Genomic DNA, 26,434 nt, shown 5'->3' with positions numbered 1-26,434 from the left:
TCAGACTGTCGATCGCGCCTCACCCAACGCGCGAAAGGCCAAGAAGGCTCGGCAAAGCGCCGCGGCTAGAGCACAGGCTGACGAGCGCGCTTATCTCGTGAGGAATACCTGCTTTGGGCTATGCATACTGACAACGGTTGGGCGCTGGGAGATGTCGGCTCCAAGCGGATGCCGATATCTTCCGGAAGGATCAGGAACGACCGCAATGTTCTTCGACGATTCGCAGTTCGTTCGCGGCGGTAATCGACCAGAACCGGTCGTTCAGATCAGCAGCCGCGAACGTCTCCTCGTGACAGAAGCTGTCGATGGGGCGCCCTGAAGCGGATCGTCAGCAAGGCGCTCCAGCTTCGGTCATTCAGGCTGACCCGCCGCAAGTTCGTAACCTGCCGTTTGCTAATATTGTCCTCTACACCTCAAGACGCTGGCCAAAGGAGCGCACCTAATCGTTGTGCGGCCAGTGTACATGCTCCTCCGCTTTGCCGTCCAACCACAGCAATCCATTGTAGCGGACGCGGATATCTGGGTGCCGTTTTCTCTTGAGCGTTGTCGCACGGCGTTCGCCGATCACCGTCCAAATCGGCTCGAGGTCGTTCTTCCGTGCCAAGTCTAGGAAGGGGTCGCGGCGGACAAGGACGTAACTGCCCCGATCGCCACCCCTGGCACTCCCCGTGACGATCGTCGGTACTCCTTTCGCATCGAGGAAGACGCCGAGGTTATTCGTATCCGCCGTGAGTCCCAGACCACGGATCAACCAGGGTATCGGCACGTGCCGGGAGAACCCGTTGGGCAGGCTTCCGTCGAGATGGCTCTCCCAGAGGAAGTCTGCGATGGGCCGTATACCCCTGTAGCTGCAGGCCTTTCCGATCAGGCGAGCGTCGAGTGTCGTCCACGGTTCATCGCGCCACGTGTCGCGTCGCGCCAGCTCGCCGATGTAGGGACCGTCGGTCGTCTGGCCCGGAAGCCATTCGTGGAAGTCGTATGCGTCGGCGACCGCGTCTTTGATCAGGCGCGCCCTGTCGTCAGGAGAGAGGAGGACGGCGGCGAGGGAGTGGAAGTCGCTCTGGAGCCACGGCGCATCCAAGTGCCGGTCCTCTTGTTCGGCGTCGATGTCGTGTCCTGCGTAGCGATAGAGGGTCAGCCAGCCCGGCTCGCTAACGTCACGGCATGTCGCCAGGGCGAGACGGCTGCTAGGCAGGCCCGGATCCGCCACCCAGTCGCCCCTCCGCTCGACCGGCAGCGGTTCGCAGACGAGTGGCGGGACCTGCGGCAGATCGGCTCGCGTCGTCACCTCCTGGTCGGCAGGCATGATCGAAGGTTCGAGGTCGCGGGTGAACTCGACGTCGAGCGGATTGTCGTAGATCGCGGCACCGCTTCCCCATTGCGGCTTCATCCAGAAATTGTCGGCCAGGCGCGCCAGCAGTTCCATCATGGCGATCCGTTGATACTTCTTGCCGATCCGCTCGATACGACCGCCCCGCTCGCTTCTTCCGGAAAGATCGGTCGCAAGGAAAGCGATCCGCCGTCCAGCCGAACGAAAGCGCTCGGTTAGCTACCCAGACCTTGCATTTCTGCGCATCGAATTTCGCGCCCTTGCCCTTTCCTGGGATGATCCACTCGTGGCCACCGCTTCCCGTCACCCAAGCGTTCGCCTCGGCCGCGTAGCGCCTGCGCTGCGCCGGCGTCAGGAGCGCCAGGAGCGATGCCGTCGCGCAGACGATCCGGCGACGGTCGGCGGGAGGGACGATTACCTTAAAAGAGTCGCGATCGAAGCTGACGCGCCTTTCTGCATAGGCGGCACGGAGCTCAGAGAACGCGCTTTCGACGTCGCTCCGGCCGGCGACGATCTCCTGAAAGAATGCCTCCCCGCTTTCTTCGGCCGTCACCGGACGCGGCCCGGACAGGCGAGCTTCCGAAAAGCGATGCACGCGTCCTTCCAAGACGTAGCGGCCGAAGTCGGCTAGGCCGTCGTAACAGGAACTCAGGATCGAACGCGCGCCAACCCGCTCGCCGCGGGCGTCGACGCGAGACTTCGTGACGTTGAAGCTGGGTGCTGTCGATCCGCAAGGCGGGCGGCAGCGCGCTAGATCGATGGATGGATCGCACAAGCCCGCCGATACGGCCAGTTCTATGGTGCCGCGCGCATAGTCCCTGGCAAGCAGGTGAACCGGGGGGGTGCCCTCGAAGCAGTTGCTCCAGGCAACGCTCGCGAATTTGCTTAGGGTGGCGGGATCCAGCGTCCTCAGCGCTGCTCCGTACAGCGCGGCGTAGAGCCGTTCCACGACGTAAGGATCGTCGCAGCCGGTGAACCGCTCGAACAACGGCGCGGCAAGCACGGGGCGGGTCGCGAGGACCGAGAGAACCGCTTTCGACGCCGTGTCGCGGATGCGGGCGCTCGTGCTGGCGCAGCTCCAGGCAAGGGTCACTAGCGCGAGGCCCAAGGTAGCGTCGGAGGCTTGGCCGACGCCTGAATTCAGGCTCCAATCCGTGAGGCGGACGAGTGGGTGACCAGGATCGTCATGGGCGGCGTTGATCGCGACTGTCCAAAATGCGTCGCGCTCGGCGATGGTTCGCGAGATGAGGTTGCGGTGGAGGAGCTCGACGTTCCAGGGGTGATCCTCGATGACCGCGAGTTCGACCAGCAGCGCGGTGATGTCCTCCTCATGTCGGCTGAGGCGGTTGAGCAGTTCGAGCGTCCGATCGGAGAAGGCCGTTGGCGAACGCCAGCGGATGCTGTCGACGAAGGCGTCCTCCACCGGCCACTTATCCCACCAATCGTCGAGTCCGCCCGGCAGCTCATCGACTAGTTCCACGCCATAGCGGTCGGCGAAATGCAGGAAGAGCGCGTAGAACAGCCCGCTCCACTCGTAGGCGACACCATATTGCGCGAGGAGAAAGGCGAGCTTGCCGCCGGGATCGAACAGGCCAGCGGGGGATGGCACCCCTTCGAGCAGTGCGCGGGCCACGAGATGGTCGCCGAACCGCTGGAACGAGAAGCGGACCACGTCGACAGGGACCGCGAGCGGATCCTTGGTGTCGGTGTGTGGGTCGGGATCGTATCTGAGCAGCCCTCGGAAGCGCAGGGTCTCGAGCCAGGTCTTGCTCGCTGGAGGGGCGAACCCCTCGAACGCCTGCTCGACGATGCGGTGCGCGTCGCCGCGCGGGACGCTGTCCCGCATCGCGTCCCCCATGGACGTCGCCAGCGCCAGCACGGCCGAGCGCAGCGCTCCGACAAGTACATCGCTACCGTCATAACTCGTGCCGAGATGCCGACCGGTCGACGTCAAGTAGAAGTTCAGCACCTCGCTGGTGCCCCGCATCCCGCGGGGGAAAGCGGTACGCCCCTCGGCCTGGAGCGCAAGGCACGTTGTCCGCAGAAACAAGGGATTGGAGAATTCGGGGTTTAGCCAAGGCGTTGCCGGGCGTACGATCCCGCGTTTGTCCATGTAGACGCGCGCGGCCCGCTCGATGTCGGCGGGGGTCTCGAAGCCCGCGATCTCGACGGTCGTCGCCATCTGCGCGACCGCGGGCATGATCAGGTGGTCCAAATATTCGCGCCGGCATGACACGCACAGCGCCAGATTGGGAAACGCAAGCACCCGTCGCGCAAACCCCTGCAGCGTGCTCCTCCAGAGCGCCGCACCGGCACCTTCATTGAGCGCGTCGATCGCGACAAGTCCCCGTGTCCCTTCCGCCTCGGCCCGGGCCGACAGCGCACCCAGCATCTTGTCGAAGGTGGACTGGCCCCATTCGAAGTGCGCGAGCATCTGGTTCTCGGGCGTGCCGTGAGTGGTGAAATCCGTCCCGATCATGAATAGCGCCGGCGCGCGGCTTGCCAGCGCGCGCTCGATCTCGGAGGCGATGAGGTGCGATTTGCCCGAGCCTGCTCTCCCGTCGAGCAGGGCGAAGCGTGTCGCATCGGCCCTGCACGCGCTGGACGCGGTCAGTTGCAGTACGTCGCCGACGGCGTCCTGCAATTTTCGTAGGCCGTGGAGATGATAGTCGAGGGACGCTCGGTCATAACCTTCCTCGATAGGAGTCGGCGTCGCCTCATCGAACGGAGTGGCCTTAGTCTTGTCCTCGGCCTTGCTCAGGAGGTCACCGTCGGCTTGGATCGACTCGAACAGTAGCTTCCGCAGTTCGAGTGCGGTGCTCTCCCAGCCGGAGTATGCTGCTGCGTCGCGCGGGCCGGGAGGCTGCGCCATGCTGTCGATCAGCTTCGTAACCAGCGCGTCGACCGTATCCAATCGCGCGCCGTAGGCGCTGTCGAGCAGGGCCGGTCTACGGCCGAGTCTTCGTACATCGACGAGAGTTGCACGCGTGGTCGCGATGGTCTGACCGAGGGCCGAGTTGTGCAGCAGCCCGTCGAAGACAGACCGAGTTGAAACATCGACGTGATCCTCGGGATGGTATCGTTCCTCTAGTGCGTCGACGGTTCGTTGGCATTCCGCCGCAAGCCGCTTTGGCGTCAGTTCGATCGCGCCGAACCAATAGTCTGAGAGCCCGATCGTCTCCGGTCTGGTGAGCAGTTCCTCCAAGTCGGGAGCAGTCCAGGGGACGAACTCGACCACCCGCCCTAGGGCCACCGCATTGGAGGTCCACTGGGTCCGGTGCGCATCCCAATCGCTCCAGCCGTTCGCGGTGGGCGCGCCCGCCTTGGTTCGCCGCTTCGTAGGTCCGGTGAGAGAGCAAGCGATGGCGATGTGCATCGTCGTCATGGCCGGGTGGGTCGAAAGCGCGGTCTCGACCGAATTGTCGATCGCGGCCCAGTCGATGCCGGCGGAGGTGACGTAGTACTTGGCCTGATATCCAACTTCCTCGCCGTTCTTCAGCAGCCAGACGGCTTCCACCCCGCCGTCGCCCCCCGCGCCATGGATCCGTCGGAACTCGGCGCTTCCGTTCGGCGGCACGCGCCTGGCGATCTGGCAAACTAATTCCTCGAACGTCTCACGCTGACCGGCAACGCCGGCGATGATCCGGGTAAAATCAAGCATCCCGTGGCACCTGATGGACGTTCCCGCTAACTCTTGTCGCGATCTTCATCGGCACACTGAAGTCACTTTGTGGCGCCTTGTCGATACCCGCGGTACCGACTCAACGGCTTCTCGCAGGGAAAGCGCCTCCGCTTTGATCGCGATCCGAGCGTACGCACGGCAGTTCGCGACCAGAATGCGTCGTTCGCCGATTGAGCTCTGAACGGCAGCTTCCGCCAGAACCGGTCATTCGATCAGCGCGAAGGCGTCCGGCTGCAATGCGCCAGTAGCTGCCGCTCCGAGCTCCACCCCTGCTTCCCGTAAGCTGCCATCCGTTCACATTAGCCTCTTGATCGAAATGACCCAGAAGGCGACGTTCTTGGTTGCACCCGCGCTCTTCAGCCGACCGGTTACGTCCGGAACTGGGCCGAAAGGAAACCGGCGGCTTTCAAGTGAAATCACGCGGTAAGCCGCCCTTCGCTCATCTTGCCAGATTCAATGCAGTCGGGCGACGGGCCCCGGGCCTGGCTGGCGCCGTAGAGCCGGAGCATGCCGTCGGCATCCGCACTGCACGACAGACCGCAGAAATTGGTGATGCGCAGCCGCCCGGCATTGTCTGGATCGGCATGCGTTGCTTCGACGACGATGACAGTCGCTCCGGCGGCTTCGGCGGCGGCGATGCCGGCAGGGGCGTCTTCCCAAACCAGGCAGTCGCGGATCTCGACGCCGAGTGCCTTGGCCGCGGCGATGTAGCAATCGGGCGCGGGCTTGCCGTTGACGATGTCCTCGGCCGTCACCAGGAGCGGCGGTGACGGAAGCCCCGCAGCTTCAATCCGCCGGGTCGCCAGGGCCCGTGGGGCCGAGGTGACGACAGCCCAGCGATCGTGTGGCAGGCTTTCGAGAAAGGCCCGCGCCTGCGCGATCTCGGCAATCCCGTCCACTTGCGCAATCTCGGCCGCGGTGATGCGCTCGGCTTCCCGATTCACGTCCATCGCACCGGTAGCGAAGCGCTGCACCGTGTCGCGAACGCGCACCCCGTGCAGCACCGCGATGACCTGCTCCGCGTCGAGCCCATGGCCCTCCGCCCAGTCGCGCCACACGCGATTGGCGACGGTGGTGCTGTCGAGCAGCGTGCCGTCCATGTCGAACAGGAACGCCGCGAAGCTGCGTGCCAGAGGGTGCGGTGATGTCATCGGGTCGCCTTTCACCGGATTAGCGCACATCGACGCGCGTTCCCGTGCGAAAGGCGCCGAGCGCGGCATCCCAGCCCTGCGCCTTGCCACTATCGTCGGCGTTCGCAGGCCGAACCGCGTAGCGCGAATCGTTCGCGAGGCGCGCGCCGGGATCGGGAAAGGCGACCAGTAGATCATAGGTTCCGCGCGGCATCAGGCGCGGCAGCGTCGTTGCGAGCGGCAGCGCCTTGCTCTCCCCCGGCAACCATCCGCGCAAATCGACATCGCCGTTCAGGCGCACCAGCGCGCCGTCCGCACGGTTGCGCAGGATCAGCACGGGCACGCGCGGATTGAACGGCCGCGCCCAGCCGTCGTTGCGAACCGTCAGGTCGAGGCGGAAGCCGCCCCCCGCTACGGCCTGCGCCGGATGTGCGACCGAAACCAGCGCCAGCCGGTATCCCATCTTCGCCGCGACCGCCTCGTGGCAGCCGCCGCGCGCCCACGCTTCGTGGAACAAGCGGCGATAATAATCGGCGTTGAGATAGGTCAGATTGTACCGCGCGCCTTCGCGAAGAATGTCCGCGCACGCCGTTCGTGGCGTCGCGCCGGGATCGTCGGCGGGGTTGCACGTCTCGCCGCCGAACGGAGCGACCTCGCCGAGCCGGTCGAGATAGGCGTGCTCGGCCGTACGCGTGCCCGCATCCTCGCTGAACGTGCCGACATCGGTCTGGCTGGCGAGGAAGCAGTCGTTATGGAAGCCGATCCGGAACCCCTGCGCGATCGTGGTTGCGGGCGTCGGCAGCTCGGGTGCCCAGTCGCGAATATAGGGCGGGTAGCGGAACTGAACGAAGCGGTCGGCCGGCGCAGCGTCGAGCAGCGCGTCCTTGATCGCGCCGCGCGCCGCCGGTTCGGTCAGCCCGTTGGACGAGGTGTGCCACTCGCCCCACGCCCCGACAAAACCCGCCTGCACGAATGCGATCGCGTCCGCATTGGCCTGGAGCACCGGCTTGAGCTGCGCGAGATGGCGCAGCACCATCGGCAGCGCCGCATCCTTGGCATCGCGATACTCGGTCTCGCCGCGGGGATAATTGTACACCGCACGGACGATCAATTTGACCCCAGCGCGGCGAGCAGCGGCAAATCCGGTCTCGAGGCGGCCCAAAAAGTCGGCGGGCAGCGGCGCGGTCCGATACGGCTCGAGATTGATCCGCGCATAGATCAGCCGATAGCCGTCAAGATAGGCAGCATCGAGGAACGCCGGATCGATCCGGTCGAGATCGCCCCGGCTCGCGCGGTAGAAGCCGCGCTCTGGGTTGGCCAGCGGCGCCTCGCTCGGGGCGAAGCGGGCCTCCACCCCCTCTTGCGCACCGGCGTGCCCGACCGCTCCCGTGGCGGCGAGCAGCGCCAGCGCCGCCCGGCGCATTGCACCTGACCCACGCATCAGCGCAGCGCCGCCTCGGCCCACGTCGTGACGAGCGGCAGGTCGCTGGCGCTACCCTCCGCCGTCACGACGATCTCGACCAGCTTCGCTCCGCTAATATCGGCGCTGAGCGGCCGCGCGGCATCGCCGAAGCGCATCGGCGCGCTCTCGGCAAGCAGGCGCCCGTCCCCGTAGACCCGGAAGCGCGCCTGGTCCTTGGTATTGCGAGTTGAGTCGTCGACCCCGACCAGCGCCTCGAAGCGCTTGCGCCCGCTGGTATTGCGGATCTCCAACCGCGAGCGGGCAAGGATGCCGATCCCGGTATCGAAGCGCCGCCCGGCGATCTGAAGCGCCTGATCGTAGGGGGTGGCATCTGCCTGCGCCCCGCCCCAGCCGGCGTAGATCGGCCGCTCGCCATTGTCGCGCGTGCCGCTCCACTGGCCCATCATGCGATGCACCACCGGATCGGCTTCGGGCGCGACGATCCCGTCGGTGGCGACGTTGATGTCGCCGGGGATCTCGGAGAGATAGACGCCATCGGCCAGGCGGCGCTCGCCGGTCGCCTCGAAGATCAAAGTCTGGCGCGGCGCCAGGGTGAAGCGCGTCTCGCCCTTGAACGGCGCCAGCGTCGACTTGTCCCACAGGTTGCGCAGATTGATCGGCGCGTTGTCGGCGAATTTGAGGTGAGCGGCGGTCAGGTCGACCTGCGCCTGGCCTTGCCCGCGGTTGAACAATGCGACCGCCTTGCGACCGCCGCTCAGCGTCTTGACGATGATCTGCACGTCGTCGCTGGCATAGGCGATCACGCCCTGGTGACCGCCCTTGTCCTGGTTCACCGCGACGATGTCGGCGTTGCTCCAGATATCCATCAGGCTTTGCGGCGCGTTGCGCAGGTCGTAGCCAATCAGCAGCGGCGCGTTGATGATCGCCCATAAGGCGAAGTGCGACTGCGCCTCGATCAGATGGCGCTCATCGAAATCGCCATGGCCGACGAACAGCATGTCGGGGTCGTTCCACGCGCCCGGCTTGGCATAGAGCGCGCGGGTCGAGGCGCTGTCAAAATTGTGTAGCATCCGCGTCCAGTTTGGCGTGATATCGCCGCTGGTGCGCCACATATGGCCGACCTGCTTGCCCCAGCTGCGGACATCGGCGCTTCCCCAGGCGCATAGCGAGAAGATATAGTCGCCGTCGGGATTATGCCGCGCCAGCGCCGCGCCGACTGCTTCATAGAGCCCGCGCACCGCCGGAACGTCGGTGCGGTTGATCGAGGCCTGGTCGATCAGCGGCGTGACCGGAGTGTAGGCATATTGCTTCACGATCGCGCTGCCGGGCGCATAGACGTTGATCCCGCAGGCATCGACCTTGAGATAGTCGAACCCCCATTCGCGGAAGTAGAGCGCGACGTCCTGGTCGACATGCCCGAATAGCCCGACTTCGCGCTCGGCGGTGGTGCCCTCGGGCAGATTGGGCGAGTGGAGGTCATAGGCCTGCGAACAGGCATTGCGGCCGATATCGCTGTAGAGCCCGGCCTTGAGCCCCACCGAATGGATCCGGTCGACGAACGGACGGAAGCTGGTGTTGCCGCCCTTACCCGCTGCTGAGGGAAAGATTTTGGTGCGGATCTGCATCCGCCCGTCGCTCGTGCGGCGCTTGAGCCACCAGCCGTCGTCGACATTGACATAGACATAGCCGAGCTTGGCGAGCCCGCTATCGACCAGCTTCTGCGCCGAGCCGATCACCTTCGCCTCGTCGACTTCGGTGCGGAACGCGTTCCACGAGCTCCACCCCATTGGCGGAGTCAGCCCCTGCTTGCGCTCGGGCAGGCTCCAGCGCCCGGTCGGCGCGAGGGGATCGGCGGCCGCCTTGGTCTGCGCCGCAGCTGGCGACGCGGCGGCGAGCAGCAGCCCGAGGGTAAGGAAGGAGGCCGAAAGCGTGCGCTTGGACATGGATGGACCTGTACTGGAGGGAGCGTCCGGCCGCTGCGTCACGCGGCAGCCTTGCTGATGCATTGATCGATATAGGCGGCGTGGTCAGGTAGCCCGGCAAGCCGCGCGGCGACGGCCTTCCGCATCCGGCCAAGCTGGGTGTCGAGCGCCTCGAGCGGCGCCGCGTCAGCGACCGGGTGGTGGCGCTTGGGCATCATCCCCTGCCCGATCAGCACCGAAGCCCAGCTCGGCTCCTTGAACAGATCGTGCGGCTGCTCGATGAACAGGCTCTCCTCGGCGAAGAGGGTGAGCCGCTCGGCCAGGCTGTCGGGCACCGCCATGTTGCGGCAGTGGGCCCAGAACGGCGTGTCGTCGCGCTCGGTGACCTTGTAATGCGCGATGATGAAGTCGCGCACCCGCTCCCATTCGGTCGCCATCATCGCGTTGAAGCGCGCGACCGTCGCCGGGTGCGCGCGTTCGCCGCGCGGGAACATCGCCATCAGCTTGGCGAGCGCCGACTGGACCATGTAGATCGACGTGCTCTCGAGCGGCTCGACGAAGCCGCCCGCCAGTCCGAGCGCGACGACGTTGCGGTCCCAGCTTTTGCGCCGCCGCCCCGTGACGAAGCGCAGCATTCGCGGTTCGATCGTCGCGGGGCCGTCGAGCCGCGCCAGTAGCGTTGCGCTCGCTTCGTCTTCGGAAAGGAAGGCGTCGCAAAACACATGGCCGTTACCGGTGCGGTGCTGGAGCGGGATCCGCCACTGCCAGCCGGCATCAAGTGCGGTCGAGCGGGTGAACGGCGACAGTTGAGAGAGCCGCCCGCTCTGCACCGCCACCGCCCGGTTGCACGGCAGCCATTCGCTCCAATCGTCATAGCCCGCGCCGAGCGTCTGCTCGATCAGCAGCCCGCGAAATCCCGAGCAATCGAGAAAGAAGTCGCCGGCGATCTCGGGCCCGTCGCGCAGCACCAGCGCGGTGACCTCGCCGGTTTCGCCGTCGCGCCGCACCTCCTGCACCATCCCCTCGACGCGAGTCACCCCGAGCCGCTCGGAATAGCGCCGCAGCATCGCGGCATAGAGCGCCGCGTCAAAATGAAAGGCGAAGTGGAGCTGCTGCTCACCGGGCTGGCGCAGCGGGGTCATCCCGAACCGCCCCGCCATCGCGGCGCGGCTTTCGAGATTATAGTCGATATAGGCACCCGCACCGCCTTCGGCACGGTGACGCAGCCAATGTTGCAAAAAGCCGACGCCGTTGAGGTCGGCACCTATCGGCCCGAACGGGTGCAGATAGCGCTCGCCGCGCCGGCCCCAATCGACGAACTCGATGCCAAGCTTGAAGGTTGCCTCGCAGTTGCGCAGCACGTCGAGCGCGCTGATCCCGAGGATCTGGTGGAAGGTCTCGATCAACGGGATCGTCGCCTCGCCGACGCCGATCGTGCCGATCTCCTCGGATTCGACCACGGTGATCGAGCGCCCTTCGGTACCCAGCGTGCGCGCCAGGCCCGCCGCGGCCATCCACCCCGCGGTGCCGCCGCCCAGGATCACGATCCGTTGCATGCCTCTTCCTTCCGAACAGCGCCACACGCCGATGTCTTTGAACATCGGCGCCCGACCACCCCAGGGGTCAGAACTTGGCGCGCACGCCAAACTGGAAACGACGATCATACTCGAACTGGCCGCCGGGCAGGAACATTACTTCACGATCGGGATCGACATCGGTGGGTCCACTGACCTGCGACTTCATCTTGATCCGGGTCTTGAGCAGGTTCGACCCTTGTAAGTTGAACTCCAGGCTCGGCGTGATCGCAACTCGCAGCGACGCGTCGAGGAACCCTTCCGCCTGGTTCCACACCGGGAAGCCCAAGCAGCAATCGTTGATCGAGTTCACATATTCGGAGCGCCAATTATAGGCGAGGCGGGCGCCGACCGGCCCCTTCTCGTACAGCAGCATGGCGTTAAACGAGTGATCCGAGAGATTTTCCAGGCGATCGACCTGGATCATGCCGGACAGCGCCGAGCGGGCAACCGCACTGCCGCCGGTGGTGTCGACCACCAGCTGTGCATTCTTGACGCCGTCGTTCTTAATATAGGTGTAGTTCGCCTGCACGCCGAACCCGCTGAGCAGGCCGGGCAGGAAGTCGAAGTAGCGCTGGAAGGCTGCTTCGAAACCATAGATCGAGGCACCATCGCCGTTCACCGGTCCGGTAACGATGACATCGCGCGTCACGCCGCCATTGGTCACCGGCACGGAGAAGGTGCCGTTCTGGATATAGTCGCGGAACCGTTTGTAGAAGCCGGCGAGACTGAACGATCCGACGTCACCTGCGTATTTTTCAATCGAGATGTCGAACTGATCCGCCTGAATTGGCCGCAGGCGCGGATTGCCTGTCTGAGCAGTATAGGCATAGTTATACGCGATCGCGTTGCCGCCCGCCTCGAGAACGATGTTTGGATTCCCGACCCGGATCTCCGACTGCGGCAGGCCGCCACGGCGGATTTGCGTGAAGTTCTTCAGCAGGCCGATATCGGGCTTGGAAATCGCGCGCGATGCCGCGAAGCGCACGAACAGATCGTCGCCCAGGCCGAAGCGGAGGTTGAGACTAGGCAGCCAGAATTCGTTCTTGTTCTCCACCGTCGAGGCGAGGCTGCCGCCGGTCGAGAACGACTGATCCGAGGTCGAGCCCGCCGCAAGGCAGCCCGGCGAAATTGCATATTGACCCGGCCCAAGCTGACCGATCTGCTCGGGGGTCAGCGGAACGCAGAGTGTCTCCGCTGCAGTGAACGCATCGGCGTAGATCAGCGAACCTTCGCTACGGGTGCTCAGGTTGACGTAGCGAACCCCGATGTTGCCGGTCACGCTGATGCCGCCGAGCGTCGCGCTGTCGCCGCCGAACTTGGCCATGACGTATCCCGACTTGGTCTTCTCCTGCACGTTGAGGAGTTCACCCGGCGTGAAGCAGCTGCCCTCGATCTCCTCCGGACGGTGGCAGATCGGGTTCCACTGCGAAGAGGCGACGCCCCCGTCGTCAGTCTGCCCGCCGATGCTGAAGCGGTTGTAGGTTTCGTTCGGATTGGCAAGAATGTCCGAACGCATGAACAACAGGTTCGGGTTGGTGATCACACCGCCGCCGAAGATCTGCTGCCCGTACGGACGAACCTCCCAATAGGGGGAACCGTAGCCCTCGAAGAGGATCGGATTGCCGTCCCCATCCCGTCCGGTGGTATTACGGCCGCTATTCGCGAACACCGAGCCCGCCGGGTTGGTCTGCCAATCAGAGGTGATGCTCTGCCAATTGTAGACGGACCACTGATGCTCCTGCTGCCGATTGGCATAGCGGCCGCCGAAGCGGATTTCGGAGAGCCATGGCGACTCGAAGCTGTAGCCGCCATCGAGACGGAACGCGTCCATCTGGCCGGTGCTGTCGGTAATATGGTCCATCGCCGAGGCGGGCGTGTAATTGTTCGGGTTGGTCAGCCAATCCGAGCCCGTGGTGTTGTAGCCCGAGGGTGAAAGCAACGAGACCTGCGGAGTCGCGCCGCGCAGATCCAGGCCGATGTCCGCCCAGCTGCGCATGTTGAAGGTGATGTCGTAATTATAATTGGTCGCCTTCACCCGCTGATAGTCGAAGTTGAACATCAGCCGGTCGGTGGCCTGCCAGACGAGGTTGAACGAGGCGTCGGAGACAACGCGGTCCTCGTTGGAATACCGCGTGGCAATGTCCAGAGGGGAGCCCGCGCGGCAAGGGCGGCCGCCGGTCGTGACATCGGTATTGAGGCACGGCTGATACAAGGGCAGCCCATTGGGTAGCACGCCCAGATTATCGGTCGATCCGGGAACGTATTCCCCGGTTGCCCAGTCGGCGATGCCGCCAAACCCCCAACCACCACGCGAGGCGGTGATGGTGCCCGTCTGGAACAGCCCATCCTCCCCGAAGGTGAAGGGCGTTCCATTCGGTGCAGTCGGCCCAAGTGGGCGAGGCGACTGGATCAGGGTGGGGTCGGTCCAGACCGTCGAGTGATTGGTGTTGGCCGGATCAACCCAGGTCCAGTAGCTGAGGAGCTGGTGCTCGACCCAGGCCGTCTTGTAGCTTGAGCGATTGTACTGGGCGGTCGCGACCAGGCCACCGTCGTTGCTCTTCCACTGGCCTGCGACGGCGATCCCGAAGCGCTTGCGGTCATAGTCAGTCTCGGAGAAGCCGATCCCCGAGGGGATATAGACCATCCGGTCCTCATAGACGCCGGCCGCGAACGGCATGATCCGCGGAGTGGTGATGCCTTGCGACCGGGTCACCACCTGCGAATAGGCGGCATTGGCCAGCAGGCCGAACTCGCCGATGCCGGTGGACCATCGGTCGGAAAACAGGCCCGAGATGTCGGGCGTCGCGCGCTGGCTGATGTCGCCGTAGTTCTGCGTCGCACTCAGCGTCAGTACGCGGCCGGACTGGTCGAACGGCTTGCGCGTCCGCAGGTTGACCGTGCCGGCGATGCCGCCCTCGATCATCTCTGCGGTCTGGTTCTTGTAGGTGTCGACGCCCGCCATCAACTCCGGGGAGACGTCGCTCCAGCTCAGGCCATAGCCCGAAGTCGCCGAGAAGCTGTCGCGGCCGTTGAACTCGGAGCGGACCTGCTGGAGCCCGCGAATGACCACGCCCGAGGGTTCCGCCGAATAGTGCATCACGTCATCCCGCGCGGCCGAGCGGATGACGGTGACGCCGGGGACGCGCTGGAGCGCTTCGGCTACGGACTTGTCGGGAAAGGCGCCAATGTCAGTAGCAGTGATCGAATCGACCACCGTGTCCGCATCGCGCTTGAGCTTGGCTGCGGTGGCGAGCGCCTGGCGCTGGCCGGTAACGACGATGTCCTCGGGTTCCTCAGCCCCGGGGGTCTCTGCCTGCGGATCCGCGTTCTGCGCGAGCGCGGGAGCAGCGGCACCGATCAGCCAGAGCGCGGTCCCCGCGACCAGGGCGTTGCGAAAGCCTGCACGTTTCATGTTAGTCATCCCCCAGGCAAATTAATAGAAATCTGACGTTTCGTTACATTGCTATTACACTGGCTCGCATGATCTCTACGGCTTCGCAAGCCTAAAATTGTCAGATTAATGCGAATCTGCTGCGTCAGGGAAACAAAACGAAAGATTGGCGACGCGTGTAGCGCGTCTGAGCCGTCGTTCGCATGCCCCTTTCAGAGCCGCCCGCGCACCCCGATGAAGAACGAGCGACCGGAATACTCGTAGAAGTTCGGCACGTCGCGATAGGTGTTGAAGCGGCGGATGTCCGAGCCGAGAAGGTTCGATCCCTGCACATAAACCGAGACATTGTCGGTCACGTCGTACGAGAGGCTCGCCGACATCTCGTGATACGGGTCTTCCTTGACCGGCAGGTAACCGAGATTTCCCGATTGCGCGTACACGTAGCGGGACTGGTAGCTGTACGAGACCTGCGCGCCGATGCCGTTCCTCTCGTAGAACAGCTTGGCGTTGGCCGAGAACGGGATCGCTCCGGGCAGGTCGGTGGTGACGTCGCCCGATTTAGCGCGCGAGCGATTGTAGGTCAGGTTGGCCTGCACGCCGAAACCGTTATCTAGGAAGTACTGGCCGCCGAGCTCGACGCCATAGACGTCCGCCGCGTCTCCGTTGACCACCTGATATTCGACGAACGGGAAGCTCTGCTGCTGGTTCGCGGGCTGCGCGCTCGGGGTGATCAGCACGTCGACGGGCACGTTCGAGACGAAATTGGTGATATGCTTGTAAAAGCCCGCCAGGGTCAGCGCGAGCCGGTTCGACGGGTAATATTCGAGCGAGATGTCGAGCTGATCCGCCTCGGTCGGCTTGAGGTTCGGGTTGCCCGCATCATAGATGATGTAAGTGCCCGATTGCGCCGAATTGGCGTCCTTGGCGGGCGAGAGCTCGCCGAAAGTTGGCCGCGAGATCGCCTGCGACGCGGCGAGCCGCACGCGCAGCCCATCGGTGATGTCATAGGCGAAGTTCACCGCGGGCAGCAGCCTTGTATAGTCGCCGCCACCGTTAATCGCATCGACGGGATTGAAGTTGACGTCGTTGTCCTGCGTGCCGGCGCGGGGGATGATGCTGGCGATCGTCGCGCCATAGCCGGTCGAGGACACCTTAGTCGAAACCAGCCGCGCGCCGATGTCGCCGCGCCAGCGCTCGCCCGCAAGGTTGATCTGGAGATACCCTGCCCAGGTCCGCTCCTTGATCCGGTACGACGCCGGCAGATCGGGCTCGATCAACTGCGTCGAATAGCCCGCTGGGTAAGGCGATAGCGAGCATCCCGGGATCGGCGCGCCGGTTGCATCGAGGCAGCTGTTCGGGTCGAGGATCGCCGGATTGTTGTCCGCGCGCGGCAGTGCCGCGAGATAAGTGTCGATGTCGAACATCGGGAAGTTGCGTGGGAAATCGCCGCCCAGCTTGCCGAGGATGCCGTTGCCGCTCCCCGGCCGCACGACGTCGGCGTCGAGCTGGCCGAAGGTGAACGGGTAGCCGCAATAGTTGCACGAGGTGGTATATTGGTTGTCGATCGTCGCGACGGTCTTCTCGCGATCGGTCCACGCCCCGCCAAGGCTGATCGACTTGAACGCGCCACCCAGCTCATAGGTCGCGTCGAGCTTGGCGCCCTTGGTCTCGTCCTCGATATTCTGGCCCTGGATGCCAATGTAATGCGCGCGGAAATCGTCGTTGGTCGCCTGATCGAGCGAGCGGCCGCCGGGGATCGTGATCGCCAGATCGGGGATGCCCCCGGGGCGTGCCGCGAATTCGGCCGAAGCACCGGGGATGCCTGCGACGACGAAGCGATTCTGCCCGCCGGTGTTGTCGCGCGCCTTGCCGAAATAGCCGTCCAACCCGAACTTGAGCCGATCGGTTGCGCGCCAGTCGATATGCCCGCCAAGCTGCCAGGTCTGGCTTTTGCGCGGCTCGTCGGTGGTGAGCACTTCGCTGACCAGATCGTCGATCGCGAAATTGGTGACGACGTGGCTGGTGTCCGTCTCAATCGATGCGGGATCCCACCGCAGGGAGCCATCGTCGCCGAGCGGATTGAGGTAGTTGGAGGACCGGTAATTGTGCTGGGTCACCTCATAGCGGCTGTACAGCCCGTCTATTGTTAGCTCGAAGTTCGAGGACGGCTTCCACTGGAACGCCGCCGCCGAGCCGATCCGCTCGCGTTCGCCACGGACATAGCCGACGCTGTAATAGTCCGGCCAGATGAACGCCGGCCCGTTCTCGTCGGGATTGACCTGGCCGTCGCCGTCGAAGTCGACGCCGTACCCTGCCTCGGTGCCATCCGTGATCGAATACTCACCGAGATTGTCGGTGCGGAACTTGTACTTGTTATAGCTCGCCCCGATCAGGATCCCCATCGTGTTATTGGCGAACGTCGTGCTGACCACGCCCGAAATCTTGTAGCCCCCCTTCTCGACCAGGTCGTTATACTGGCCCTCGATCGCCGCCGAGAGGTGGAACCCCGGGCGATCGAGCGGACGCGCCGTGCGCAGGTCGACATTGCCCCCGATGCTGCCCTCGAGCTCGGAGGCGCGCACTGCCTTCTGGACCTGCGCGCCCGAGATGATCTCGGACGGCAGCACGTCGAACGCAAACGAACGGTCGGAGCCGTCGGTCGGAAGGATGCGCCCGTTGAGGGTGGTGATCGCGAAGTTCTCGCCGAGCCCGCGGATCGTGATGTCGCGTCCCTCACCGCGGCCATCGCGGCCAACGGTCACCCCGGGGATGTTGGCCAGCGCCTCTGCGACGTTGCGGTTGGGGAACTTGCCGAGCTCCTCGGCGGAAATCGCGTCGACGATCGTGTCGGCGTCGCGCTTGGCCTGGATCGATCGCAACAGGCTGCCGCGCACGCCGCGGATGACGATTTCGGGCTCCTCCGCCGAGCTTGCCTGCTCTTCGGCTTGGGCAGTAGCGGCGGCCGGTGCGCCATCGCTCTGCGCCAGTGCGCTCGAGGCTGCCAGCAGCGCCGTCGCGCTCGCGCCGCCCATCATCAGATCGCGGAACAGACACCGTCCAGTCATCACAACTCCCCTCGCGCATGGCAGCGCCATTCCGGATCAAGCCGGTCAGCGCGATATGTTGCGTTTCGGTAACTTGCCGTGCGCCAAACAGTCAAACAGAAATGAAACGAAACTAGCCAGTCGGTTGTCGGCGCCGTTATGCGCTGATAAGTAAGAGTTTCGGGAGGGTTTCATGTCCGTAATCCGGGACACCAGCGAACGACGTCAACAGATCAGCGCGCTCGTCCGCGAGCGCGGCAGCGTGCAGGTGGCGCCGCTCGCCTCGCGTTTCGGCGTGTCGATGCAGACGATCCGCAAGGACCTGCATTATCTCGAGAAGCGCGGCGTCGCCGAGCGATCTTATGGCGGCGCGATCTCCGCCGATGCGGTCAACGTCGTGGCCGAGCCGCCGCTCGAGACCAAGCGCGCGAGCAACATCGACCAAAAGGCGCGGATCGGCGCGCTCGCGGCGTCGATGGTCCAGCCCGGCGATTCGATCGTGCTCGATTCGGGCACCACCACGCTCCAGATCGCGCACCACTTGCCCGACGACGAAGACATCACCGTTCTCACCAACGATCTCGACATCCTCTGCGCGCTCGCCCGCAAGGAGCGGATCCGCGTCGTCATGCTCGGCGGGACGCTGCGCCGCCGCAACCGCGCCTTCTACGGCGCGCAGACCGAGAACGCGCTCGACGATCTCCATGTCGACAAGCTGTTCCTCGGCGTAGACGGCTTCGATCTCGAACGCGGCATCACCACCCATTTCGAGCCGGAGGCGATGCTAAATCGCAGGATGGTCAAGGCTGCGCGCCAGGTCATCGCGGTCACCGATAAGTCGAAGTTCGGACGCGTCTGCCTCCACCGAATCCTCAACGTTGCCGAGATCGACGACCTGATCACCGACGGCGACGATGCCGACGGCATGCAGGCGGGCGCCGAACGCGCGGGCTTCCGCCTCCACATCGCCTGAGGCGCTCCGGGCGTGGATGGGCGGAGGCCGCGGCACCGGCTCCGCCCCGCCCGCTCAGGTCATCCGCGCGAAGAAGCGCCTGGCATTCTTGCTGTAGATCTTGTCGATCACCCCACGCGGCAGATCGAGTCCTTCAGCATCGGCCTTGATCGCATCGACTCGCTGGCTCAGCGGGGTCGCCAGATAGCGCCAGTCGTTGCGCCATACCCGATCCGCCTCGCGCGCGAAGTCGTTAGTCGCCGGCGGGTTCTGCGCGCGCGCCGCCGGATCCAGCGGGCTGTCGGTCAGGTCGGTACCGTAGAGGATGCGGTCCTGGTAGCGGATGAAGAAATTGCGCACCCGCGCGCGGTCGCCGACCGACTGCGCCTGCAGGTTCGACATTCGCGCGGCGAGATCGACCACGGTGTTGGGATGGCGATCGAGGAAGCGCGCTAGTTCGTCCACGCTCCACTCCAGGCTCGCCATGTGCGCACCGTCAAAGGCGAGCTTGGGATGCCGCGCGGCGAAGCGGTCGCGCGCCGCCATCAGCGCCTCGTAGCTCGGCTCCTCGGGGTGGAGGTACATGTAATATTCGGGATGCGCGCTGAAATAGGCGCGGTCGTTCTCGGTCGTCATCTGATCGAGCGGCAGCCAGCAATTCTTGGGCTCGCCCTGGTGGACGATGAGCGGGATCTTGCGCCGCTCGAGATGCGCGATCACTCCGTCGAAGCGGGGGTCGTCGATGAACACGCGCTTGCCCTGCGCGTCCTTCTCCACCATGCCGATATTCTTCCAGACCTTCACCGCCACCGCGCCGCGCGCGACCGCGGCGTCGATCGTGCGGATCGTCCGCTCGGTCCAGCCCGGCGTGCCGAAGCCCTGCATCGAGAAGGTCGTGGCGAACTGCAGCCGCGGATCGGCCTTGCGCATCGCCTCGGCGATGGTCGCCTGCTCAGGCACCGGCGGAAAGTCGGGATAATCGACGTTGATCGAGAGCAACTGGAAGCCGTCGCGCCTGGCCACTTCAAGGAAGCGCGGGTCATTCACATTGGCATGCACATGCGCATCGAACTTGGCGACGTTCGTGAAATCCCCTTCCCCATAGCCGCGCTCCGGCGCGGTCGCCCCGATCAACGCGGCTGTCCCCACCAGCAGCACGCTGCGCCAAATCTGCATCCGCAACTCCTACCGATGTGAATCGAAACGAAACGCTATATTTTGTTGCGTTTTGATTTGCGCCGCATGGTTGCTTCGTGCAAGCTCTTTCTCAAGTGGCGCATCGCGTATGGGAGCGGTGGCGCCCGAGCGGGAGAGTCAGCCAAATGCCGTGGAATATCGTCACTCGTCGAACGATGCTGCGGTCGCTGATGGCAAGCGGTGCGATCGTCGCCACGCCCGCGCTCGGCACTCGCGCCTGGGCCGCCGCACCCGCCGGCGCCCGCATCTCCGACGGCGTCCTGACGATCGACCTCGACGCGCAGCTTCGCGCGCACCTGCTCCATGACGGCCGCGCGATCACGCCGGCGACGCCTATCGCGACGCTGCTCACCAATCGCGGCGCCATCGACCGCTTCCTGCTGCTCGATCACACCCAGGCGGCTGCCGAAGGCCCGCATGGCCCCGGCCGGCAGCACCGCATCCGCGCTACCGCGAGTGGCGGCGTCGAGCTCGAACTCGGCATCACCCTGTTCGATCGCTATCCCGGGCTGGCGCTCTACGAGACCCACTTCCGCAACACCGGGTCCGCGCCCGTTCAGGCCACCGGGTGGAAACTCGCGACGCACGAGTTGCTCGCCGCGCCCGGGGGCGCGTGGAGCTTCTCGGGGGCTTCGCATCCCGATCGCCGCGATTGGGTGCAACGCGTCAAGCCAGGCTTCGACCAGCGCAACTTCATGGGGATGAACAGCTCCGATTATGGCGGCGGCACACCGGTGGCGGTCGCTTGGCGTCGTGATGTCGGGCTAGCGGTCGGTCATGTCGATACCGTGCCGCGGCTGATTTCCCTGCCAATCGCTGCGCGCCCGAACAGCACCAGCATCGGCATGTCGGGCGACGAGGCGGTTCGGCTTGCGCCCGGTGAGGCCCTCACCCTCCCCGCAAGCTTCGTGATGGCGCATGTCGGCGACTATTTCCGCCCGCTCGATGCCTATCGCCGGATGATGGCCGAACGCGGCGTCGCCGCGCCCAAGATCCCCGAGTCGAGCTATGCGCCGATCTGGTGCGCCTGGGGCTATGAGCGCAACTTCACCCCAGAGCAGGTCTATGGTACGCTGCCCAAAGCCAAGGAACTCGGCTTCGAATGGGCCGTGATCGACGACGGCTGGCAGACCGCCGAGGGTGACTGGCATGTCGATCGCAAGCGCTTTCCGCGCGGCGGCGCCGACATCAAAGCCTTTGCCGATCGCATCAAGGCGGACGGCATGCGCCCGCGGCTGTGGCTGGCGCCGCTCGCGGTCGATCCGGGCACGGATCTGCTGCGTGACCGTCCCGACATGCTGCTGCTCGATCGCAGCGGTGCGCGCCAGAAGGTCACTTGGTGGGATGCCTTCACCTTGTGCCCGGCCTATCAGCCGGTGATCGACTATCACCGCGAGCTCGTCCGCCGGATCATCGGCGAATGGGGGTTCGAGGGACTCAAGCTGGACGGGCAGCATCTCAATGCCGTCGCGCCCTGCTACAATCCCGCGCACAACCATGCGCGTCCCGAGGAATCGTACGAGAAGCTCCAGGACTTCTGGAAGGCGCTCTACGACGAGGCGGTTGCGAGCAATCCGAACGCGATCATGGAGCTCTGCCCGTGCGGCGACAGCTTCGCGTTTCACAACCTCATCGGCACCAACACCACGCCAGCGTCTGATCCGCTCTCGTCGTGGCAGGTCCGCACCAAGGGCAAGACCTTCAAGGCGCTGATGGGACCCTCGGCTCCCTATGCCGGTGACCATGTCGAGCTCAGCGACGGCCGCAACGATTTCGCTTCGACCTATGGCATCGGCGCGATCCCCTCCACCAAGTTCACTTGGCCCGCCGACACGCCCAACCCCACCGACAAGCTTCCGCCCGGCGGCTATGTGCTGACACCCGCCAAGGAAGCGATGTGGCGCAAGTGGATCGACCTCTATCGCGCCAACATGCTCGCCAAGGGCGATTATCTCGGCGGGCTCTACGACATCGGCTTCGACAAGCCCGAGGCACATGCGATCGCCAAGGATGGTGCGCTCCACTATGCCTTTTACGCCGACACATGGGACGGCCCGATCGAGCTGCGCGGCCTCGGCAAGGGGCGCTATACCCTGACCGACGCATTCACCGGCGCGGTGCTCGGCACGGCGGCGCGCGGCGCCAATAGCCTGCGTGCTTCGTTCCAGCGCTTCCTGCTGGTCCGCGCCACCCCCATGGGCGGAACCCCGGCATGACTGCAACCTCTGGCCGAGCCTGGCTGATTTACGCGCTCGTCACCGTCGTCCTGTGGGGCATCTGGGGCGCCTTTTCGGGGCTCTCGCCGCAGCGCGGCTTCCCCGAGACGCTGGTCTATTGCGTCTGGGCGCTAACCATGATCCCGCCGGCGCTCGTCGTGCTCGCCCAGGCCGGATGGAAGCTCGATCGCACGCCGCGCGCGGTCGCCTATGGCCTGGCGATCGGGCTGCTCGGCGCGGGCGGCCAGATGCTGCTGTTCTATGCGGTCGCGCGTGGCCCCGCTTATCTGATCTTCCCGGTCATCTCGCTGTCGCCGGTGGTGACGATCGCGCTGTCGGCGCTGTTGATGCGCGAGCGCACCGGGCGGCTCGGCGCGATCGGCATCGTGCTGGCGCTACTCGCGCTGCCGACCTTCGACTTCGCGCCTGGAAGCGCCGGTGGTTCTTCGCTGACCTGGCTGGTGCCCGCGCTCATCGTGATGCTGTGCTGGGGCGTTCAGGCCTATTTCATGAAGGCGGCGAACCACGTCACCTCGGCCGAGAGCATCTTCGTCTACATGACGATGTCCGGCCTGCTGCTGGCGCCGGTCGCCTGGGCGATGACCGACTTCACCGCTCCGATCAACTGGGGCTGGGACGGTCCCGGGCTCGCGACCGTCATCCAGTCGCTCAACGCGATCGGCGCGCTGAGCCTGGTGTTCGCCTTCCGCTACGGCAAGGCGATCCTTGTCGCCCCGCTCGCCAATGCCGGAGCCCCGCTCGCCACCGCATTGTTGTCGCTGGCGGTCCTCAACGTCGTCCCGGGCCCGCTCAAGATGCTGGGTATAGGGCTGGCGCTAGTTGCCTCGCTGCTCCTCGCGCTTGAGCCTGACGCCAGCGAGACGCAGCAGGCGGAAACCGTCTAGTTTCGTTATATTTCGCTTAATTGCGTTTCGTGTTCCGCTCGACTATGTGAGCGAAGAAAGGGGAGCCGAGGTGGAATTGATTCGAGACATCGTCGAGCGTCACAAGGCCGGGGAGCAGATTGGCGTGACCTCGGTCTGCTCGGCGCATCCGCTGGTGATCGAGGCGACCTTCCGCCAGGCGCTGCGCACCGCGCAACCTGTGGTGCTGATCGAAGCAACCTCGAACCAGGTCAATCAGGACGGCGGCTATACCGGCATGGTTCCCGCCGACTTCCGCGCCTTCGTCGAATCCCTCGCCGCCAAGACCGGCTTCCCGATCGACCGGCTGGTTCTCGGCGGCGACCATCTCGGCCCCAACGCGTGGACGGCGCTCCCCGCTGAGGAGGCGATGGACAAGGCCGAGATCATGGTCGGGGATTATGTCCGTGCCGGCTTCCGCAAGATCCATCTCGATTGCTCGATGAGCTGCGCCGACGATCCGGTGCCGCTCCCCGAACGCGTCATCGCCGAGCGCGCCGGCCGGTTGTGCCGCGCCGCTGAGGACGCTTTTGCCGGTGATCCTGCCGACGCCCCGGTCTATGTCATCGGCACCGAAGTGCCCGTCCCCGGCGGCGCCGCCGAGGATCTCGAAGGCCTCGCGGTCACCACCCCGGAAGCCGCAATCGCCACCGTCGCCATGCATCGCGACCTGTTTCGCGATCTCGGCCTTGCCGACGCGTGGGAGCGGGTGATCGCGACAGTGGTCCAGCCCGGCGTCGAATTCGACCACGACAAGGTCGTCGAATACCGCCCCGAACGCGCTACCGAACTCAGCCGCGTGATCGAGCCCGTCGACCACCTCGTCTTCGAGGCGCATTCTACCGATTATCAAACCCCCGCCGGCCTCGCGGCGCTGGTCCGCGACCATTTCGCCATCCTCAAGGTCGGCCCCGGAGTCACCTTCGCGCTGCGCGAGGCGCTGTGGGCGCTCGATGCGATCGAAGCCGAAACCGTGCCAACGGACCAGCGTGCCGGGCTGCGCGCGGTCGCGCTTGATCGCATGCGCACCGATCCCCGGAACTGGCAAAAGTACTATCACGCCACCGGCAACGCACTGACGCTCCAGCTCCAGTACAGCCTCTCGGATCGCATCCGCTATTACTGGCCCGACCCGGCGATCGCCGCTGCGCAGGCGCGGTTGTTCGAGAATCTTCGCGCGACGACGCCGTCTCTGCCGCTGGTCAGCCAATATCTGCCGGTGGCCTATGCCGCCGTGCGCGCCGGCGATTTCTCTCTGGACCCCGCCGAGCTGGTCATGGCGCATGTCTGCGCAACGCTCGATGCCTATTACGGAGCCTGCTATCCTCATGCCTGACACTCTTCTCGCGACGGACGCCGACAATCCCGGCACCGAGCTGTGGACGCGCCGCGAAATCGAGCAGCAGCCCGAGACCCTACGCGCCACCCAGCAGGTCCTTCGCGCCCGGCGGGCCGCGATCGAGGCGTTCGTCGCGCCGTTGCTCGCCCGGCCCGAGCTGCGCATCGTCCTTACGGGCGCGGGCACCTCGGCCTTTATCGGCGAATGTCTCGCGCCGTGGCTGTCGAAGCTGCTCGGCCGCTGCGTCGAGGCAATCGCCACCACCGACATCGTCAGTGCGCCTCAGTACCACCTGCGCCGCGACACTCCGACGCTGCTCGTCTCGTTCGGCCGCTCGGGCAACAGCCCTGAGAGCCTTGCCGCGGTGGAGCTGCTGGATGGGCACATCGCGGAGGCCTATCACCTCGTCATCACCTGCAACGCGGCGGGCGCGCTTGCGCAACGCGCGGGCGCCAACAGCCTCGTCGTCATGCTCCCGGAGGCGACGCATGACCGCGGCTTCGCGATGACTTCCAGCTTCAGCGCAATGATGCTCGCCGCGCTGTCGATCCTCGGCGGAATCGACGCCTTGGATCCGCGCGTTCCGGTGATCGCCGCCGGCGTGGAAGGCGCTTTGGCGCAGGCCGAAGCGCCGGCCGAGCGGCTGGCCGAGCGCGGGTTCAAGCGCGTCGTTTATCTCGGCAGCGGTGTTTTCACCGGCCTCGCGCGCGAGGCGGCGCTTAAGATGATGGAGTTGAGCGACGGAGCGGTCGTAACCTGCTTCGATAGCGCGCTAGGCTTCCGCCACGGCCCCAAGACGATCGTCAACGCCGAGACGCTGATCGTCGTGTTCGTAGCAAACGATCCGCTGGTGCGCCTCTACGATCTCGATATCGTCCGCGAACTTCGCCGCGACGGGCATAGCGGCGAGGTGATCGTCGTATCTGCGCAGCCCGCGGACGGCGCAAACATCACCATTCCAGGCATGGCCCAGGCTGCGGACCCCGACCTGCTCTTCCCGTTCATCGTGCCCGCCCAGCTGCTCGGCCTGCGCGTGTCGCAGCTTCTCGGCCTCACGCCCGACAACCCCAATGCGAGCGGCGCAGTCAATCGCGTCGTCCAGGGCGTGCGGATCCACGCTGCTCAGGCATGAACGGCGCCCGCTACCTTGGTGTCGACGGCGGAGGCACCAAGACCGAGTTCGTCTGTATCGATGATGCGGGCGAAGTCGTCGCGCGCGCCGTGACCGGGACGACCTATCATCTCGAGATCGGCGTCGCCGAGGTCGAGCGGCGGCTGGGCGACGGCATCGGCGCGCTTTGCGGACAGCTGGGGATCGGGCCGGCCGAGTTCGACCAGGCCTTTTTCGGGCTGCCTGCCTATGGCGAAGACGGCGCCATCGACCCGGAACTGCACGCGGCCTGCGGCCGACTGCTCGGGCATTCGCGCTACATCTGCGACAACGACATGGTGTGCGGCTGGGCGGGTTCGCTCGCCTGCGAGGACGGAATCAACATCGTCGCCGGCACCGGCTCGATCGGCTATGGCGAGCGGCAGGGCCTGTCGGCGCGCGTCGGTGGATGGGGCGAGGTCTTCGGCGACGAGGGTTCGGCGCACTGGATCGCCACTCAGGGCCTCGCGCTGTTCTCGCGGATGAGCGACGGCCGCGCCCCCAGGGGCCCGCTTCACGCGCATGTCACTCAGGCATTGGACCTGCGCAGCGACCTCGAACTATGCGAGTGCGTGATGGGCGGCAGCGGGATGCCCCGCGGCCAGGTCGCTAGCCTCGCCAACCTCGTCTCTCAGGCCGCCGCCGCCGGCGATGTGCAGGCACATGCGATCCTAACCGCGGCAGCGGTCGAGCTATTCGCCTTGGCTTCTGCACTCCGGACACGGCTCGGCTTTCCTAACGATGAGGCGACGCCGATTTCATGGTCGGGCGGGGTGCTGCTGCGGCAGTCCGTCGTACGCGACGCGTTTGTCGCGATGCTGGACCTTGCCGGCGGTTTCGTGAGCGTCGAGCCCCGCCACTCGCCCGCTTACGGCGCTGCGCTGTACGCGCAGAAGCGAAAGATGGCCCACAAGTCGTGATGAGAGTCGCAAATTGCCATGATTCTCGCATGTCTGATTCGAACCGCGGGAAGGTGCCAAGCGACAGGCCGCTGCCCACACTTCGCTTCTTGGCAATCGATTGCACCAATCTTGAGTTTTATGGAAGAAGCGCCAAACTCTGCCATTGCGGCGTGCTCGAGCGCTTCCCGTTTTCTGCCATTCATTCATCTTCGCGGGGCCACCCGCCGTATCGGTCGGCGCCTCGAGCTTAGTCGTT

15 protein-coding genes are annotated in these 26,434 nt (G+C 65.3%); 6 read left to right on the top strand and 9 right to left on the bottom strand.

Annotated features, from left to right (window positions below; genetic code table 11):
• Positions 1–439 precede the first annotated feature (439 nt).
• From FHT02_RS17905 to FHT02_RS17870, 8 genes are all read right to left on the bottom strand, one after another.
• Positions 440–1,210, bottom strand: a complete 771-nt coding sequence (locus FHT02_RS17905; protein ID WP_184090931.1) for a hypothetical protein — start codon at positions 1,208–1,210, stop codon at positions 440–442.
• Positions 1,188–4,991, bottom strand: coding sequence for an NACHT domain-containing protein (locus FHT02_RS17900; RefSeq protein ID WP_184090929.1), 3,804 nt, complete (start codon positions 4,989–4,991; stop codon positions 1,188–1,190). Before FHT02_RS17900 ends, FHT02_RS17905 begins: the two co-directional genes overlap by 23 nt.
• Positions 4,992–5,428: 437 nt before the next feature.
• Positions 5,429–6,163: an HAD-IA family hydrolase gene (locus FHT02_RS17895; RefSeq protein ID WP_184090927.1), complete on the bottom strand. Its 735-nt coding sequence runs from the start codon at positions 6,161–6,163 to the stop codon at positions 5,429–5,431.
• A gap of 19 nt (positions 6,164–6,182) precedes the next feature.
• The gene (locus FHT02_RS17890; protein WP_184090926.1) at positions 6,183–7,583 is read right to left on the bottom strand and encodes a DUF4832 domain-containing protein; all 1,401 of its coding nucleotides are present in this window, start codon (positions 7,581–7,583) and stop codon (positions 6,183–6,185) included.
• Positions 7,583–9,508, bottom strand: coding sequence for an NPCBM/NEW2 domain-containing protein (locus FHT02_RS17885; RefSeq protein ID WP_184090924.1), 1,926 nt, complete (start codon positions 9,506–9,508; stop codon positions 7,583–7,585). The genes FHT02_RS17890 and FHT02_RS17885 overlap by 1 nt, the downstream gene beginning before the upstream one ends.
• A 38-nt stretch (positions 9,509–9,546) precedes the next feature.
• Positions 9,547–11,043, bottom strand: coding sequence for a tryptophan halogenase family protein (locus FHT02_RS17880; protein WP_246352507.1), 1,497 nt, complete (start codon positions 11,041–11,043; stop codon positions 9,547–9,549).
• A gap of 67 nt (positions 11,044–11,110) precedes the next feature.
• The gene (locus FHT02_RS17875; RefSeq protein ID WP_184090920.1) at positions 11,111–14,476 is read right to left on the bottom strand and encodes a TonB-dependent receptor; all 3,366 of its coding nucleotides are present in this window, start codon (positions 14,474–14,476) and stop codon (positions 11,111–11,113) included.
• Between the two features lie 191 nt (positions 14,477–14,667).
• Complete coding sequence (locus FHT02_RS17870; RefSeq protein WP_184090918.1) at positions 14,668–17,520, bottom strand: TonB-dependent receptor; 2,853 nt, start codon at positions 17,518–17,520, stop codon at positions 14,668–14,670.
• Positions 17,521–17,692: 172 nt separating this feature from the next.
• Here FHT02_RS17870 and agaR point away from each other — a divergent pair, with 172 nt between their 5' ends.
• On the top strand, positions 17,693–18,472 hold the full coding sequence (gene agaR, locus FHT02_RS17865) for a transcriptional repressor AgaR (RefSeq protein WP_184090916.1): 780 nt from the start codon (positions 17,693–17,695) through the stop codon (positions 18,470–18,472).
• 54 nt (positions 18,473–18,526) lie between these two features.
• Here agaR and FHT02_RS17860 read toward each other — a convergent pair whose 3' ends face one another.
• On the bottom strand, positions 18,527–19,627 hold the full coding sequence (locus FHT02_RS17860; protein WP_184090914.1) for an amidohydrolase family protein: 1,101 nt from the start codon (positions 19,625–19,627) through the stop codon (positions 18,527–18,529).
• Between the two features lie 146 nt (positions 19,628–19,773).
• On the opposite strand from FHT02_RS17860, the gene FHT02_RS17855 reads away from it, so the two are divergent.
• From FHT02_RS17855 to FHT02_RS17835, 5 genes are all read left to right on the top strand, one after another.
• Positions 19,774–21,864: a glycoside hydrolase family 36 protein gene (locus FHT02_RS17855; protein WP_184090912.1), complete on the top strand. Its 2,091-nt coding sequence runs from the start codon at positions 19,774–19,776 to the stop codon at positions 21,862–21,864.
• A complete protein-coding gene (locus tag FHT02_RS17850; protein WP_184090910.1) occupies positions 21,861–22,769 on the top strand; it encodes a DMT family transporter in 909 nt (302 codons plus the stop codon). The genes FHT02_RS17855 and FHT02_RS17850 overlap by 4 nt, the downstream gene beginning before the upstream one ends.
• A 70-nt stretch (positions 22,770–22,839) precedes the next feature.
• The gene (locus tag FHT02_RS17845) at positions 22,840–24,123 is read left to right on the top strand and encodes a D-tagatose-bisphosphate aldolase, class II, non-catalytic subunit (protein ID WP_184090908.1); all 1,284 of its coding nucleotides are present in this window, start codon (positions 22,840–22,842) and stop codon (positions 24,121–24,123) included.
• On the top strand, positions 24,116–25,258 hold the full coding sequence (locus FHT02_RS17840; protein ID WP_221239554.1) for an SIS domain-containing protein: 1,143 nt from the start codon (positions 24,116–24,118) through the stop codon (positions 25,256–25,258). Before FHT02_RS17845 ends, FHT02_RS17840 begins: the two co-directional genes overlap by 8 nt.
• Positions 25,255–26,196, top strand: coding sequence for an N-acetylglucosamine kinase (locus tag FHT02_RS17835; RefSeq protein ID WP_184090904.1), 942 nt, complete (start codon positions 25,255–25,257; stop codon positions 26,194–26,196). The genes FHT02_RS17840 and FHT02_RS17835 overlap by 4 nt, the downstream gene beginning before the upstream one ends.
• Positions 26,197–26,434: the final 238 nt, after the last annotated feature.

This window comes from Sphingomonas xinjiangensis (genome assembly GCF_014199255.1).
Classification (GTDB): Bacteria; Pseudomonadota; Alphaproteobacteria; order Sphingomonadales; family Sphingomonadaceae; genus Sphingomonas; species Sphingomonas xinjiangensis.
This window is presented reverse-complemented; position numbering and strand designations above follow the sequence as displayed.